The organism is Enterobacter cloacae complex sp. 394F7 (assembly GCF_057320385.1).
The window spans coordinates 145,415-157,180 of record NZ_JBXWCS010000002.1 but is presented as its reverse complement, the minus strand read 5'-3'; the positions used below and the strand labels follow the sequence as shown (position 1 = coordinate 157,180).

11 protein-coding genes, 2 tRNA genes and 1 other RNA gene are annotated in these 11,766 nt (G+C 49.7%); 6 read left to right on the top strand and 8 right to left on the bottom strand.

From position 1 onward, the window contains the following. Positions 1-67: 67 nt before the first annotated feature. Positions 68-511, top strand: coding sequence for an Lrp/AsnC family transcriptional regulator (locus tag AC2FAK_RS03245; protein ID WP_029740417.1), 444 nt, complete (start codon positions 68-70; stop codon positions 509-511). Positions 512-596: 85 nt separating this feature from the next. Here AC2FAK_RS03245 and AC2FAK_RS03240 read toward each other — a convergent pair. From AC2FAK_RS03240 to AC2FAK_RS03220, 5 genes are all read right to left on the bottom strand, one after another. Next, a non-coding RNA gene (locus AC2FAK_RS03240) (RtT sRNA) lies at positions 597-727 on the bottom strand. Between the two features lie 44 nt (positions 728-771). Continuing rightward, positions 772-856 (bottom strand) — tRNA-Tyr (locus AC2FAK_RS03235). 35 nt (positions 857-891) lie between these two features. Then, positions 892-976, bottom strand: a tRNA-Tyr gene (locus AC2FAK_RS03230). Positions 977-1,132: 156 nt separating this feature from the next. Then, a complete protein-coding gene (purU, locus tag AC2FAK_RS03225) occupies positions 1,133-1,975 on the bottom strand; it encodes a formyltetrahydrofolate deformylase (protein WP_013096262.1) in 843 nt (280 codons plus the stop codon). Between the two features lie 48 nt (positions 1,976-2,023). Continuing rightward, on the bottom strand, positions 2,024-2,482 hold the full coding sequence (locus tag AC2FAK_RS03220) for a YchJ family protein (RefSeq protein WP_141236753.1): 459 nt from the start codon (positions 2,480-2,482) through the stop codon (positions 2,024-2,026). Positions 2,483-2,597: 115 nt separating this feature from the next. On the opposite strand from AC2FAK_RS03220, the gene rssA reads away from it, so the two are divergent. The 3 genes from rssA to galU all read left to right on the top strand — a co-directional run bounded on the left by rssA (position 2,598) and on the right by galU (position 5,715). Continuing rightward, the gene (gene rssA / locus AC2FAK_RS03215) at positions 2,598-3,500 is read left to right on the top strand and encodes a patatin-like phospholipase RssA (protein WP_095454518.1); all 903 of its coding nucleotides are present in this window, start codon (positions 2,598-2,600) and stop codon (positions 3,498-3,500) included. 91 nt (positions 3,501-3,591) lie between these two features. Beyond that, complete coding sequence (rssB, locus tag AC2FAK_RS03210) at positions 3,592-4,605, top strand: two-component system response regulator RssB (RefSeq protein ID WP_320736865.1); 1,014 nt, start codon at positions 3,592-3,594, stop codon at positions 4,603-4,605. 201 nt (positions 4,606-4,806) lie between these two features. Continuing rightward, a complete protein-coding gene (gene galU / locus AC2FAK_RS03205; protein WP_029883446.1) occupies positions 4,807-5,715 on the top strand; it encodes a UTP--glucose-1-phosphate uridylyltransferase GalU in 909 nt (302 codons plus the stop codon). 199 nt (positions 5,716-5,914) lie between these two features. On the opposite strand, the gene hns is transcribed toward galU, so the two are convergent. Continuing rightward, positions 5,915-6,328 (bottom strand): histone-like nucleoid-structuring protein H-NS, encoded by a 414-nt coding sequence (gene hns, locus AC2FAK_RS03200; protein ID WP_008502781.1) that lies wholly within the window; start codon positions 6,326-6,328, stop codon positions 5,915-5,917. A 550-nt stretch (positions 6,329-6,878) separates the two neighbouring features. Here hns and tdk point away from each other — a divergent pair. Then, a complete protein-coding gene (gene tdk / locus AC2FAK_RS03195; protein WP_013096267.1) occupies positions 6,879-7,493 on the top strand; it encodes a thymidine kinase in 615 nt (204 codons plus the stop codon). A gap of 73 nt (positions 7,494-7,566) precedes the next feature. Here tdk and adhE read toward each other — a convergent pair whose 3' ends face one another. After that, positions 7,567-10,245, bottom strand: a complete 2,679-nt coding sequence (gene adhE, locus AC2FAK_RS03190; protein ID WP_013096268.1) for a bifunctional acetaldehyde-CoA/alcohol dehydrogenase — start codon at positions 10,243-10,245, stop codon at positions 7,567-7,569. A 297-nt stretch (positions 10,246-10,542) separates the two neighbouring features. Further along, positions 10,543-10,818, bottom strand: coding sequence for a hypothetical protein (locus tag AC2FAK_RS03185; protein WP_162185062.1), 276 nt, complete (start codon positions 10,816-10,818; stop codon positions 10,543-10,545). Here AC2FAK_RS03185 and AC2FAK_RS03180 point away from each other — a divergent pair. Beyond that, the gene (locus AC2FAK_RS03180; RefSeq protein ID WP_020690921.1) at positions 10,724-11,371 is read left to right on the top strand and encodes a YchE family NAAT transporter; all 648 of its coding nucleotides are present in this window, start codon (positions 10,724-10,726) and stop codon (positions 11,369-11,371) included. The two genes, AC2FAK_RS03185 and AC2FAK_RS03180, sit on opposite strands and share 95 nt — an antisense overlap. Positions 11,372-11,766 lie beyond the last annotated feature (395 nt).

The following is an 11,766-nucleotide window of genomic DNA, read 5'->3' as shown; positions in this document are numbered from 1 at the left end:
TGTCGGGTTTTACAGGGTTGAGATAAGGTTAAATACGCGAATGACTTTTTAAAATTAGGTGAAAACGATGGAATACCTTCTCGATGATATCGATCGGCAAATTTTGGCTTGTCTGGTCGAGGATGCGCGTATGTCGCTGAAGGTGCTCAGCGGCCGTATCGGTCTGACCTCGCCCAGCACGGCAGAACGCCTGAAAAGGCTGGAAGAGCGTGGAGTGATTCAGGGTTACGGTGCGCGGGTCAATCTGGCGGCGTTAGGTTATACGCTGCAGGCGCTGGTGCGGGTTCGCCCGTTGCCTGGACTGTTACATAAAGTGGATAAATACATCCAGGCGATGCCGGAGTGCATTGAAAGTGACAAAGTGACCGGTGAAGACTGTTTTGTCATCCGGCTGGTGGTGCGGTCAATTGAGCAACTGGATGTGTTGCTGGACGGGCTGGCGGAGCACGCCCAGTGTAATACGTCGATTGTGAAGAGCTCACCGGTGAAGCGACGCTTGCCGCCAATGTAGCCGTCTGTCGCCGGGTGGCGGCTGCGCCTTACCCGGCCTACGAAAGTGTGCTCGGTTTGGTTTTATTATGATTTTTTGGAAGTAATGGTGGTGGGGGAAGGATTACTCGGCGCGTTGCGCCTCGCCCTTCGGGTCGTTGCCTGCGGCAACGCTTTCTCGCTACGCTCGAATCGAACCTTAGTCGAAGCTTCTCATCCTTCCCGCATGCGATGAATATAGAGCACTTAGCGAAGTGTGAGTTTGATACGACATGGAAGTAATGGTGGTGGGGGAAGGATTCGAACCTTCGAAGTCGATGACGGCAGATTTACAGTCTGCTCCCTTTGGCCGCTCGGGAACCCCACCAGGGGTAATTCAAATTTTGAGGTCGTGCTGAGAGATGGTGGTGGGGGAAGGATTCGAACCTTCGAAGTCGATGACGGCAGATTTACAGTCTGCTCCCTTTGGCCGCTCGGGAACCCCACCACGGGGTAATGCTTGTACTGGCCTGCTTCCTGCTGGAAGCGGGGCGCATCATATCAAATGACACGCCCCTGTAAAGCGTTACCACAAGAAAAATAAACTGGTTGCCTGATTTTTACCCGCAAAGCTGTAAAGCTAACCAATTCATTTCACTGTCGATTAAAGAATGATCGTTCTGTTACCGTAAACGAATACGCGCTGCGCCAGCACCTGATAGAGTGCGCGGCTCAGAACGTTCTTCTCAACATCGCGTCCGGCACGCATCATGTCTTCCGCCGTGTAGGTGTGATCCACATGAATCACGTCCTGCATGATGATTGGGCCTTCATCCAGATTGTCATTTACGTAATGCGCCGTTGCGCCGATGATCTTCACGCCGCGTTCATAGGCCTGGTGGTAGGGGCGTGCGCCAATAAAGGCGGGCAGAAAGGAGTGGTGAATGTTGATAATTTTGTTCGGGAAACGCGCCACGAAGGAGGGTGTCAACACGCGCATGTATTTCGCCAGGACAACGTAGTCCGGGTTGTGCGCTTCAATAGCCTCAGCCATCAGGTTGTCGTGCTCTTCACGCGTATGGCCTTCATGGCTCACCAGCTCGAAGGGAATATCAAAACGTTCAACCAGCGTACGCAGCGTCTCGTGGTTACCGATAACGGCGGCGATTTCGACATCCAGACCACCGTAGTTAGCTTTCATCAGCAGATCGCCCAGGCAGTGGGCTTCTTTGGTCACCAGAATCACGATGCGACGACGGCCTGCTGGTGTCAGCTCGCGTACGGAACCTTCCGGCAGCGCGCTGTCCAGATCGGCAAGCAGAGTGGTGTCGTTGAAAATACCTTCCAGTTCGGTACGCATGAAGAAACGACCGGTACGGTGGTCAACGAATTCGTTGTTCTGCACGATATTCAATTCATGTTTGTAACAGATGTTGGTAATTCGTGCGATCAGCCCTTTTTGATCGGGACAGATGGTGCGCAGAACTTTACGTTGTAGTGATTGCATCGCCGGGAAATCCTGTTTGAGTATTTGCGAAGTCTCGGTTGTCGGGCGTTACTGCCCGCAACACTTTTTAAATTTTTTACCAGAACCACAAGGGCAGGGATCGTTACGACCAAACTGCGGGCGCGTTCCGTCAATATAATACCATTGCCCGCTTTCCTTTAAGAACCGGGAACGCTCGATAATGGCACCCGGTTTATTGTGTTCAGTAAACCGGGCAACAAAGCTGACGTAACCTTCGTTGTCGTGACTGCCGGGTGCGGATTCATAAACCGTAAGACCGAGCCACTGGGTATTGGCGAACCCGGCTTCGATCTCCTGTCTGAAACCGGCGGCCTGGCAGGTGGGGTGCCAGGTTTTAATCAGGTAGTCTGCGTCTTTGATCACAAAAGCGGTATAACGTGAACGCATAAGGTGTGATGGGTCTGGTGCAACCTGATCGCCAGAAAGATATCGCTGGCAACATAGGCTATACTCCAGAGCGCTACCACAGGGGCAGAGTTGAGACACGATTCTCTTCCTGGAACAAAAAATTAAGGGCGTAAAACGCTTCGGGTAGCACCATGTTAACTGAGCTGTTGCGTCGACGCTATGTCGGGAATCCAGGGGAAGTAAAACAGGGCTAATGAGAAAGGTTAAAATTGGACTGGCGCTGGGCTCAGGTGCAGCCCGCGGATGGTCACATATCGGCGTGATAAATGCCTTAAACCAGATGGGCGTCGATGTCGATATTGTTGCAGGGTGCTCGATTGGATCGCTGGTGGGGTCCGCCTATGCGTGTGGAAAACTGCCGGAACTCGAAACATGGGTGCGATCCTTCAGCTATTGGGACGTGCTGCGCCTGATGGACCTTTCTTGGCAGCGTGGCGGGTTGCTTCGCGGTGAACGCGTCTTTAACCAGTTCCGTCAGATTATGCCTCTCCAGGATTTCAACGACTGTCAGATGCCTTTCGGCGCCGTGGCGACGAATCTCAGTACGGGGCGTGAGCTTTGGCTGACCGAAGGGGATATCCACCTTGCCGTTCGTGCCTCCTGCAGCATGCCGGGGCTCATGGCACCTGTCCCGCATAACGGCTATTGGCTCGTTGATGGCGGGGTCGTTAACCCGGTGCCAATCTCTCTGACACGTGCGATGGGGGCTGATATTGTGATTGCCGTCGATTTACAGCACGACGCTCACCTGATGCAACAAGACCTCATGCCTGTCAATTTGCAAAGCGAAGATGCGGAGGCGGAAAAACTGGCCTGGCATGAGCGCTTACGCGGGCGAATTGGTCGGATAGCCGCGCGCCGCTCGGTCGCTGCACCCACGGCAATGGAGATTATGACCACCTCAATCCAGGTGCTGGAAAACCGCCTGAAACGTAACCGTATGGCGGGCGACCCACCGGATATTCTGATTCAACCCTATTGTCCACAAATCTCTACCCTTGATTTCCATCGGGCTGAGGCCGCCATCGCAGCGGGCTCTTTAGCCGTCGAAAAGAAAATGGACGAATTATTGCCATTTGTGCGAACCGCACGTTGAGCACCTTTTTTTGACTACTTCAGCAAAATCTGACAGGCGATAGTGCCGATAGCATGCCACTATTTAGTAACTGTCAGCCAGGGGAGGAACCATGACGCAGCCATTGGCCGGAAAACACATTTTGATTGTTGAAGACGAGCCCGTTTTCCGATCGCTACTGGATTCGTGGTTATCCTCGCTGGGGGCAACCACTGCCCTGGCTGAAGATGGTGTTGATGCCCTGGAAAAAATGGTCAGTATCACGCCCGATCTGATGATCTGCGATATCGCAATGCCGCGGATGAATGGCCTGAAGTTGGTTGAACATCTGCGTAATGAGGGCAACCAGACGCCCATACTGGTGATCTCCGCGACGGAAAATATGGCGGATATTGCCAAAGCATTGCGTCTGGGGGTGCAGGATATTCTGCTGAAACCAGTAAAAGATCTGAACCGTTTGCGTGAAACGGTATTGGCCTGCCTTTATCCGAATATGTTTAATTCCCGCGTCGAGGAAGAAGAGCGCCTTTTCCAGGACTGGGATGCTTTAGTCAGTAATCCGCCTGCCGCGGCCAAGCTATTGCAGGAACTTCAGCCGCCGGTACAACAGACCTTTTCACACTGTCGAATAAATTATCGCCAACTTGTGGCCGCGGATCAGCGCGGTCTGGTGCTGGATATTGCGCCATTATCGGATTCCGATCTTGCGTTTTATTCCCTGGATGTTACCCGTGCCGGGGATAATGGTGTATTAGCAGCATTATTACTTCGTGCGCTATTTAACGGGCTGTTGCAGGAACAGTTATCGCATCAGGGGCAACGGCTTCCGGAGTTAGGCAGTTTACTTAAACAGGTTAACCAGCTTTTTCGCCAGGCCAATTTACCAGGACAATTTCCATTGCTGGTTGGCTATTACCATAGTGGATTGAAAAATCTTATCCTCGTTTCAGCGGGTCTGAACGCCTCTCTGAATACCGGGGAACATCATATTCAGGTTAGCAACGGTGTGCCGCTGGGTACATTGGGTACGGCTTATCTTAATCAAATTAGCCATCGCTGTTCTTCCTGGCAGTGCCAAATTTGGGGCGCCGGGGGGCGGTTGCGGTTAATGTTGTCCACGGAATAAGCAGTTGGATCTTAATTTTAAGATTGCCTTACCTGTGTTTTGTGGGGGAGTGCTACTATCGCTGCCCAGTTTCATGCGTATTTATCCTAATTGATCGGCAACGCGTTCTTTTCAGACCCGGACTGTGTGATGAGGCTGATATACTCAACGCGTTATTTAATGCATAAAAGTTCAAAACTTGAACAGCTCAGGAGAATTTGAATGGCTGCCCTAAATTCGAAAGTCAGAAAGGCCGTCATCCCGGTAGCGGGATTGGGGACCAGGATGTTACCAGCAACTAAGGCAATTCCTAAAGAGATGTTGCCACTGGTTGATAAGCCATTAATTCAGTATGTCGTAAACGAATGTATCGCGGCAGGCATCACTGAAATTGTGCTGGTTACACACTCATCTAAAAACTCCATCGAAAACCATTTCGATACCAGTTTCGAACTCGAAGCCATGCTGGAAAAACGCGTTAAGCGTCAGCTGTTAGAAGAAGTTCAGTCTATTTGCCCTCCGCACGTTACCATTATGCAGGTGCGTCAGGGGCTGGCGAAAGGTCTGGGCCACGCGGTACTTTGTGCATATCCTGTTGTGGGTAATGAACCTGTTGCGGTCATTCTGCCAGACGTCATTCTGGACGAATATGAATCCGATCTGTCTCAGGATAACCTTGCTGAGATGATCAAGCGCTTTGACGAAACGGGTAGCAGCCAGATTATGGTTGAACCTGTTGAAGACGTGACGGCTTACGGTGTTGTTGACTGTAAAGGCGTTAATCTTGAACCCGGTGAAAGCGTGCCAATGGTAGGCGTCGTAGAGAAGCCTAAAGCCGACGTAGCGCCGTCTAATCTGGCGGTAGTAGGTCGCTATGTCCTGAGTGCTGAAATCTGGCCACTGCTGGCGAAAACGCCTCCAGGAGCAGGAGATGAGATCCAGCTGACCGATGCCATCGATATGCTGATCGAGAAAGAGACCGTTGAAGCCTACCATATGAAAGGTAAGAGCCATGACTGCGGTAATAAACTCGGTTATATGCAGGCATTCGTTGAATATGGCATCCGCCACAATTCACTGGGTGAAGAATTTAAAGCCTGGCTGAAAGAGAGCGTGGGTATTAAAAAATAACCCCGTCTGCAAATGATCAAGACCGGTGAGGCGATGCCCACCGGTTTTTTTATGCCCACAACTCAGGGTAACCACGCCGGTCTGTAAGGAACGTTAAATAGTACGATGTCCCAATATGACGGCATGTAAGGGGATGTTTGCAGGAATTGAGGATAAAAAAAATCCCGCATTAAGCGGGATTTTTCTGAATACGTTAGGATTAATCCTTGATCAGGAAGTCGTCCAGCTGTTTACCTTGCTCATCCATGGCTTTTTTGATAACAGCAGGTGTACGACCCTGGCCAGTCCAGGTTTTAGTTTCGCCGTTCTCGTCGACATAGCTATATTTAGCAGGACGAGCAGCGCGTTTTGCTTTAGTACCGGTCTTCGCTGCAGCCATGCTGTTCAGCAATTCATTTGGATCGATACCATCAGCAATCAGCATTTCACGATATTGCTGCAGTTTACGCGTACGCTCTTCGATTTCAGCAGCAGCAGCGCTTTCTTCTTCGCGACGTTCATTAACTACAACTTCTAATTTTTCCAGCATTTCTTCAAGCGTTTCCAGGGTGCATTCTCTTGCCTGCGCACGAAGAGTACGGATGTTGTTCAGAATTTTAAGTGCTTCGCTCATTGTAGTAATCTCAAACTTATAATGGGGGGGTGGTTTGTTGTCCTAATAATAGAGCGATAAATTCAGTTGTGCAATAGGTGGGAATGTAAGGAATTCAAAAAATACGGAATAATGGGCGCTATTATTAATTACGCTAACTTAAATTTCATACCCACACAGGCTCGCTTGTTATCACGCTTACCTGCTTAACCCGTTCGGTTGCATCTTTTTTTTGTGACATTTACCGCAGGAATTATAGTTGCGGCGGATAAATATCAGCCTTTTGTATTAGTTTCTGCCAGCGTTGCCAGGGCAAAAATAGTTAATAAATAGTGAATTTTAATGAACGTGGATTCCAGTATAAAAAGAAGTGTTATGTTTAGTGGGTTCGCGACATATAGAGCATGCTGAATCAGTTTACCTCCTGTTTTATCGCATTATTTTCCTGTACATCTCGTGGTTAACCGCGGCTTGAACCCCATACTCTGTGTGGTGTATCGCTGATGACCAGACAAAATATGATACAATGAATCATTGGGAATATTACACATTGATTAGGGTTTGACGGCCAATGGCACAACTTTATTTCTACTATTCGGCAATGAATGCCGGAAAATCCACGGCGTTACTGCAATCCTCCTACAATTATCAGGAACGAGGGATGCGCACCGTTGTTTACACCGCTGAAATCGACGATCGCTTCGGTGCAGGTAAGGTGAGTTCAAGAATTGGTCTCTCGTCACCGGCCAGACTGTTTAACCCGCAAACGGACCTGTTGCAGGATATCCGTGCCGAGCATACTTCCCAGCCCATTCATTGCGTTCTGGTCGATGAAAGCCAGTTCCTGACGCGTGAACAGGTGCATGCGCTTTCAGAGGTCGTAGATGAACTTGATATTCCCGTTCTCTGCTATGGTTTGCGCACGGACTTTCGCGGGGAGCTATTTGCCGGTAGCCAGTATTTGCTTGCCTGGTCCGATAAACTGGTCGAACTGAAAACCATCTGTTTTTGCGGCCGTAAAGCCAGTATGGTGCTTCGTCTTGATCAGTCTGGTAAACCCTATGCAGACGGTGAGCAGGTGGTGATAGGGGGCAATGAACGCTATGTGTCGGTCTGTCGTAAGCATTATAAAGAGGCGTTGTCTGTGGGCTCCCTGACGGCGATTCAGCACGATAACCGGAAGTAGTTTCAAAGAACTCAAAGCCTGATCTTCAGACATAAAAAAACCCGCCAGAGGCGGGTTTTTTAACAGCGGTCAATTAAGCGCTTTTCTTCGCTTTTTTGTCAGCTTTAATGACGGGTGCTTCTGTTTTCACAGCAGCAACGTCACCTTCTTTGAACTCACGTCCGTAGAACGTATCCAGCAGGATCTGTTTCAGCTCGGAGATCAGTGGGTAACGCGGGTTCGCACCTGTACACTGGTCATCGAATGCATCTTCAGACAGCTTATCAACGTGTGCCAGGAAGTCAGCTTCCTGAACACCCGCTTCGCGGATAGATTTAGGAATGCCCAGTTCAGCCTTCAGGCTTTCCAGCCATGCCAGCAGTTTCTCGATCTTCGCAGCAGTACGGTCGCCCGGTGCGCTCAGACCCAGGTGGTCTGCGATTTCAGCGTAACGACGACGTGCTTGCGGACGGTCGTACTGGCTGAAAGCAGTCTGCTTGGTTGGGTTGTCATTCGCGTTATAACGGATAACGTTGCTGATCAACAGGGCGTTCGCCAGACCGTGAGGAATGTGGAACTGAGAACCCAGTTTGTGAGCCATGGAGTGGCAAACCCCGAGGAAGGCGTTAGCAAACGCGATACCGGCGATGGTTGCTGCACTGTGGACACGCTCACGGGCAACCGGGTTTTTAGACCCTTCGTTGTAAGACGCTGGCAGGTTTTCTTTCAGCAGTTTCAGCGCCTGCAGAGCCTGACCATCAGAGAACTCAGAAGCCAGTACGGAAACATAGGCTTCCAGGGCGTGAGTCACAGCGTCCAGACCACCGAATGCACACAGTGATTTCGGCATATCCATCACCAGGTTGGCATCAACGATGGCCATATCTGGGGTCAGCGCGTAGTCAGCCAGTGGGTATTTCTGACCCGTTGCGTCATCAGTGACCACCGCGAACGGCGTAACTTCAGAACCTGTACCGGAAGTGGTGGTAACGGCGATCATCTTCGCTTTTACGCCCATTTTCGGGAACTTGTAGATACGTTTACGGATGTCCATAAAGCGCAGCGCCAGTTCTTCGAAGTGGGTTTCTGGATGCTCGTACATCACCCACATGATTTTCGCGGCGTCCATTGGGGAACCACCACCCAGTGCGATAATCACATCTGGTTTGAAGGAGTTAGCCAGCTCCGCACCTTTACGCACAACGCTCAGGGTTGGGTCAGCTTCAACTTCAAAGAACACTTCAGTTTCTACGCCAGCGGCTTTCAGAACAGAGGTGATCTGGTCAGCGTAACCGTTGTTGAACAGGAAACGGTCAGTCACGATGAGCGCACGTTTGTGGCCATCAGTAATCACTTCATCCAGCGCGATTGGCAGAGAACCACGGCGGAAGTAGATAGATTTCGGAAGTTTGTGCCACAACATGTTTTCAGCTCGCTTAGCAACGGTTTTCTTGTTGATCAGGTGTTTTGGACCAACGTTTTCAGAGATGGAGTTACCACCCCAGGAACCACAACCCAGAGTCAGGGAAGGTGCGAGTTTGAAGTTGTACAGGTCGCCGATACCACCCTGAGAAGCCGGGGTGTTGATCAGGATACGTGCAGTTTTCATCATCTGACCAAAGTGAGCAACACGTTCTGGCTGGTTATCCTGGTCAGTGTACAGGCAAGAGGTGTGGCCGATACCACCCATCGCAACCAGTTTCTCTGCTTTCTCTACTGCGTCTTCGAAATCTTTGGCGCGGTACATCGCCAGAGTAGGGGACAGTTTTTCGTGAGCAAATGGTTCGCTTTCGTCGACAACTTTAACTTCACCAATCAGAATTTTGGTGGTTGCCGGAACAGTGAAGCCTGCCAGTTCAGCGATTTTATACGCTGGCTGACCTACGATAGCCGCGTTCAGCGCGCCATTTTTCAGAATGATATCCTGAACCGCTTTCAGCTCTTTGCCCTGCAGCAGGTAGCCGCCGTGGCTGGCGAAACGTTCGCGAACAGCATCATAAACGGAATCAACAACAACAACAGACTGTTCAGAAGCACAGATAACACCGTTGTCGAAGGTTTTGGACATCAGCACGGATGCAACAGCACGTTTGATATCGGCCGTTTCATCAATAACCACTGGGGTATTACCCGCGCCTACGCCGATAGCAGGTTTACCGGAACTGTATGCCGCTTTAACCATACCAGGACCACCGGTCGCCAGGATCAGGTTAATGTCCGGGTGGTGCATCAGCGCGTTAGAAAGCTCAACGGACGGTTGGTCGATCCAGCCGATCAGGTCTTTAGGGGCACCGGCAGCAATCGCAGCCTGCAGAACGATGTCAGCGGCTTTGTTGGTCGCATCTTTTGCACGTGGGTGCGGGGAGAAGATGATTGCGTTACGGGTCTTCAGGCTGATCAGAGATTTGAAGATAGCGGTAGACGTTGGGTTGGTGGTTGGAACGATACCGCAAATAATGCCGATAGGTTCTGCAATGGTGATAGTACCGAAAGTGTCGTCTTCAGACAGCACGCCACAGGTTTTCTCATCTTTATAGGCGTTGTAGATATACTCTGAAGCGAAGTGGTTTTTGATCACTTTATCTTCAACGATACCCATGCCGGATTCGGCAACGGCCATTTTAGCGAGAGGGATTCGAGCATCTGCAGCAGCCAGAGCGGCCGCGCGGAAGATTTTATCAACCTGTTCTTGGGTGAAATTGGCATATTCACGCTGGGCTTTTTTAACGCGCTCGACGAGGGCGTTCAGTTCAGCGATATTAGTAACAGCCATAATGCTCTCCTGATAATGTTTAAACTCTTTTAGTAAACCAGCGCTCGATACGTCAGACAGTATAGACAGAGCCAATACGACTTGCGTAACACACAGTAAAACAATGGGTTACTTCCTGCACCAGCACACTAATTTACTAAAAGAGCCTTACCTTAGCATCATCCTTTTTTGGCAGGTCATCTCCCTGGGGGCGTAATCAAGATTACTCACTTCTGAGTACGAAAATCATGATCTGCGTCAATTTTCCCCCAAGCTGATACCTTTCAGCAGGGTTATTTCTTTGAGATTATTCCAGTGTTAAATAATTAAGTAACTATTGGAAGTGGCGCTATCATTGCTTATACAAATATTTAACATCATGAATTGATAACGTTTTGGCACAGATTTCTGGTGAAGTATGCTGATAAAAAGCGTATCTTCAGCGCGATTTTCACTGACAGTTGTCAGCCCCGGGGCATACGCATAAGCGGAGCAAAATGTGATCTTATCGCTCTTTGATTTTCCTACATATTTTAAGTTTTTTATTGGTTTGTTTGCATTGGTCAACCCGGTGGGGATCATTCCTGTCTTCATTAGTATGACCAGTTACCAGACGGCGGCGGCCAGAAACAAAACCAATCTTACCGCTAACCTGTCAGTGGCGATTATTCTCCTGACCTCCCTTTACCTTGGGGATGCCATTCTTCAGGTGTTCGGTATCTCGATTGATTCTTTCCGTATTGCGGGTGGGATCCTGGTGGTCACCATCGCTATGTCGATGATCAGCGGTAAGCTGGGGGAAGACAAACAGAACAAGCAGGAAAAATCAGAAACCGCCATTCGCGAGAGCATTGGCGTAGTGCCGCTGGCGTTACCGCTGATGGCCGGTCCCGGCGCTATCAGCTCGACGATTGTCTGGGGTACGCGCTACCACAACTGGATGCATCTGATTGGCTTTTCTGTCGCCATTGCCATTTTTGCGCTTTGTTGTTGGGGCGTTTTCCGCATGGCACCCTGGCTGGTGCGTCTGCTTGGGCAGACAGGCATCAACGTCATTACCCGTATTATGGGGTTGCTATTGATGGCCCTGGGCATCGAATTCATTGTGACCGGCATCAAAAGCATTTTCCCCGGCTTATTGCACTGACATTTCGTACGAAAGAACGGAGCCAACGGCTCCGTTTTTTTACGTGAATATCAGCAAATCATATAAATAAAGTTGAAATGCTTACCTGTCATAATAAATTCTACTAATAATGTTCAATTCTTATATTTCAACAAGTTATTAATCCCACCGTTTCCCGCCTGCACAGAAAACCTGCGATCATTCTGTTATTTTACTCACACGATACTCTGGGGCTTGCTGAGTGATAACCGAAATGATATTAGTAAATTCAACGTTCCCTTAGAGGAATGTGCTAAATAATAATCAGTTGTTAAATTTTTGTACAAAATGACGTGATGGTAGCGCAGCGACGCGCGCAGAGAGACTGATTTTTTTATCTCTTTGAATGAAAAGATTTTTCTTGTCCTTTCATGTCA

Excerpts from the sequence above, each read along its gene's own strand:
- galU (WP_029883446.1), top strand. The coding sequence starts at position 4,807 with ATGGCTGCCCTAAATTCGAAAGTCAGAAAGGCCGTCATCCCGGTAGCG.
- tdk (WP_013096267.1), top strand. The coding sequence starts at position 6,879 with ATGGCACAACTTTATTTCTACTATTCGGCAATGAATGCCGGAAAATCC.
- hns (WP_008502781.1), bottom strand. The coding sequence starts at position 6,328 with ATGAGCGAAGCACTTAAAATTCTGAACAACATCCGTACTCTTCGTGCG.
- rssB (WP_320736865.1), top strand. The coding sequence starts at position 3,592 with ATGACGCAGCCATTGGCCGGAAAACACATTTTGATTGTTGAAGACGAG.
- AC2FAK_RS03245 (WP_029740417.1), top strand. The coding sequence starts at position 68 with ATGGAATACCTTCTCGATGATATCGATCGGCAAATTTTGGCTTGTCTG.
- rssA (WP_095454518.1), top strand. The coding sequence starts at position 2,598 with ATGAGAAAGGTTAAAATTGGACTGGCGCTGGGCTCAGGTGCAGCCCGC.
- purU (WP_013096262.1), bottom strand. The coding sequence starts at position 1,975 with ATGCAATCACTACAACGTAAAGTTCTGCGCACCATCTGTCCCGATCAA.
- AC2FAK_RS03185 (WP_162185062.1), bottom strand. The coding sequence starts at position 10,818 with ATGAAGACAGGAATGATCCCCACCGGGTTGACCAATGCAAACAAACCA.
- adhE (WP_013096268.1), bottom strand. The coding sequence starts at position 10,245 with ATGGCTGTTACTAATATCGCTGAACTGAACGCCCTCGTCGAGCGCGTT.